4 protein-coding genes are annotated in these 2,959 nt (G+C 62.9%); 3 read left to right on the top strand and 1 reads right to left on the bottom strand.

Features of this window, described 5'->3' with window-relative positions; all coding sequences use genetic code 11:
* On the bottom strand, positions 1-270 hold a 270-nt coding region (locus RUW20_RS03610), incomplete at its 3' end, for a hypothetical protein (protein ID WP_313950833.1).
* 83 nt (positions 271-353) lie between these two features.
* Between RUW20_RS03610 and RUW20_RS03605 the strand changes: the two genes are divergently transcribed.
* The 3 genes from RUW20_RS03605 to RUW20_RS03595 all read left to right on the top strand — a co-directional run.
* On the top strand, positions 354-575 hold the full coding sequence (locus RUW20_RS03605) for a hypothetical protein (RefSeq protein WP_313950832.1): 222 nt from the start codon (positions 354-356) through the stop codon (positions 573-575).
* The gene (locus RUW20_RS03600) at positions 572-2,326 is read left to right on the top strand and encodes a prohead protease/major capsid protein fusion protein (protein ID WP_313950831.1); all 1,755 of its coding nucleotides are present in this window, start codon (positions 572-574) and stop codon (positions 2,324-2,326) included. Before RUW20_RS03605 ends, RUW20_RS03600 begins: the two co-directional genes overlap by 4 nt.
* Positions 2,327-2,482: 156 nt before the next feature.
* On the top strand, positions 2,483-2,959 hold a 477-nt coding region (locus RUW20_RS03595; RefSeq protein ID WP_313950830.1), incomplete at its 3' end, for a hypothetical protein.

Genomic DNA, 2,959 nt, shown 5'->3' with positions numbered 1-2,959 from the left:
TTCATCAAGTGGCTGAGAGACGGCGACGAGCGGCCCCTGCAGTCCGCGCTTCGCTTGCGCGGTACCCCGCGCCGCAATGCCGTTGCGCTCCGCGACTTGTGCCTGATCCGGGCTGATCAGCGCGCCTGCACGCTGCACCTGGCGGCCCTTGCCTACCTGGAGCGCAAGGCGGCCGCCTGGCAGCATCTGGCCGAGGCGCCGAGCCACGCCACCGAGGCCGAGCGCCACCTGTGGCAAGCGGCACGGCTGGCTGATCTTCCAGAATCGCATGACCAATTTTCGCGCATTTTGGCGGGACGGCGCGGATAGGGTTCGCGGACACTGACCCCTGAATCCTCCTTTCAGGGAATCAAATGAAAGACCCCATTTTTAGAAGCTTGCGTCAGGCGGAGAGCTTCCGAGGCGTTGAGCGCATCGACGTGTTCGACGATTTGACCATCACAATCGAGAACGCCGGCCGCGATAAAGGCAGCGTCACCACCCGCGCCACCCTGACCCCTGGCGACGCCTTGCGCCTCGCCGCAGCGCTGATCTATGCGGCGCATGGCCAGCTAAGCCAGCAGGGTATGCTATGAAAACCCTGACCCGCGCCCTGCATTTTGATCGCGCCGCGATCAACGCGTCCACCCGCACCGTCGCCGCAACGCTTTCCTCCGAACTGCCAGTTGCCCGCGATTTTGGCGACGAGGTACTGCTACACACGAAGGAAGCGGTCGACATGACCCGTGCTGTCAACGGCCTGCCGCTGCTCTTTTCGCACAAGCGCGACCAGATCGTCGGCCGCGTCGAAGATATCCGCCTCGACAAGAACAAGTTGCGCGGCTTGCTGCGCTTCAGCGAAAACACCCAAGCCAATGAGGTTTGGCGCGACGTGGAGGCAGGCATCCTGACCGACCTGTCCATCGGCTACAAGATCGAGGATATGGCGCTCGACCCAGCCGGCGCCGCGTGGCTGGCCACCCGCTGGCAGCCGCTGGAGGTGTCTGTGGTCACCATCGGCGCCGACCCGTCGGCCGGCATCGGCCGTTCAGCACCAAATTCTGAAAACATCCCCAAGGAGCAACCTGACATGCAACTAAATCACCAAGCCGTTCGCAGTATCGTCCAACTGGGCCGCTTCGACGACCAGACCACCGAACGCATGACCCTGGATTGTCTCGCCAGCGGGATGAACGAACAGGAGGTCGGGCAGGCCGTTCAGCGCAAGAAAGCCGAAATTCAGGAAGCAGACTTCGCGATCATGCCACCCATGCACGACCGCAGCTTCAGCCATACCCCGACCCGCGCCGCCCTGATGGCTGAAGCCCTGGCTGCGCGTTGGGGCGGTCCGGCGCCGTCAGAGGCCGCCCGCGAATACGTCAACAAGAAACCTGTCGACATGGCGCGCGATCTTCTCGAGGCGCGCGGCATTCGCACCAACCGCCTGAGCGCCGGCGAGGTCATCGGCCGCGCCATGACGACGACCAGCGACTTCCCCAACCTGTTGGCGAATTCCGGCAACCGCACACTGCAAGCGGCATATCAGTCATATGGCGGTGGCTTGAAGCGGATTTGCCGGCAATCGACAATTGCCGATTTTCGCGCCAAGCAGGTCCTGAAACTTGGCGAGGCACCGGCCCTGAACAAGGTGAACGAACACGGCGAATACACCTACGGCTCGCCAATCGAGTCCAAGGAAAGCTACAGCCTGTACACCTTTGGTCGAATCTTCGCCATCACCCGCCAGGCGCTGATCAATGACGATTTGGGAGCATTCGGCAACCTGATAGCAAAATTCGGCATTGCCGCCGCCGAGCGCGAAGCGCAACAGCTCGCCACCCTCCTGACCAGCAACCCGACCATGGCCGATGGCGTTGCGTTGTTCCATGCCAACCACGGAAACCTTGCCGGGAGCGCTGCGGCAATCTCTGTAACGTCGCTGGGGCTCGCCCGCAAGGCCATGCGCCTGCAGACCGGCCTTGACGGGACGACCGCGATTGATTGCAGCCCGGCATTTCTGATTGTTCCGGCCGCGCTGGAAACGGTCGCCGAGCAGTTCCTGGCGACTCTGTCACCGACGGTATCGACCGATGTTAACCCGTTCAGTGGCAAGTTGGAGCTGGTTGTCGACCCGCGTCTCGACGCCAGCAGCGCAACCGCCTGGTATCTGGCAGCCCGACCCGAGCTGATCGACACCATTGAATATGCCTACCTGGAAGGCTACAACGGCCCGACGATAGAGGTCCGCGAGGGCTTCGAGGTCGACGGTACAGAATTCAAAGCCCGTCTGGATTTCGGCTGCGGTGTGCTCGATCATCGCGGCTTGTTCAAGAATGCAGGCGCGTAACGGTTAGTCCATGCGGGTGGCGAGTGAGTCGTAACATAGCCGCCCGCAGCTCGTGGCAAATGTACCGACACCGGGGGCCGGAAACGGCCCACCCGAGCCACCGGACGCGACAACCTTTCTGGTCGTTGCACGGCTCACCCCTTATCCGAGGACACAATGACCACGACCGACACCTTCTGTCAGCGTACGATCGACCGATTCAACGCCGTTGACGGTGATTTGCGCGGACTGTTCCGGCGCGCCTCTGAAGACCTGCGTGGCATAGACCCGGCTGGCGAAATGCTGAGCGGTTGCGTATCGGCCGGCCTGGCACTGATCGCCGGAAGCGCGCGCAATGGCGTCCAGTACACCGGATTGGCCGAAATCCTCACCGACCGCATCGAGTTCAGCCTGGCGTTGAATCGTGCCTTTCACGCCCGCGACTTCGCCGCGGCTGATGAGCTGCTCGAGGTGCTGACCGCTGCGCTTGAACGCTCGCGCCCCTTTGTCGGCCTGGCGACGCTTGAGCAGCGCGCAATCGAAGACGCCCCGCCGCAGGAACCCATGGTACAGCGTGTCGAGATCGTCGCGCTACCCGAGCGGCGCACTACCACCCAGATTGAGCGCGGCAGTGCCGGCGACATCACCTCCAGC

Source organism: Accumulibacter sp., assembly GCF_032229525.1.
In the GTDB taxonomy this organism is placed as follows: domain Bacteria; phylum Pseudomonadota; class Gammaproteobacteria; order Burkholderiales; family Rhodocyclaceae; genus Accumulibacter.
This window is presented reverse-complemented; position numbering and strand designations above follow the sequence as displayed.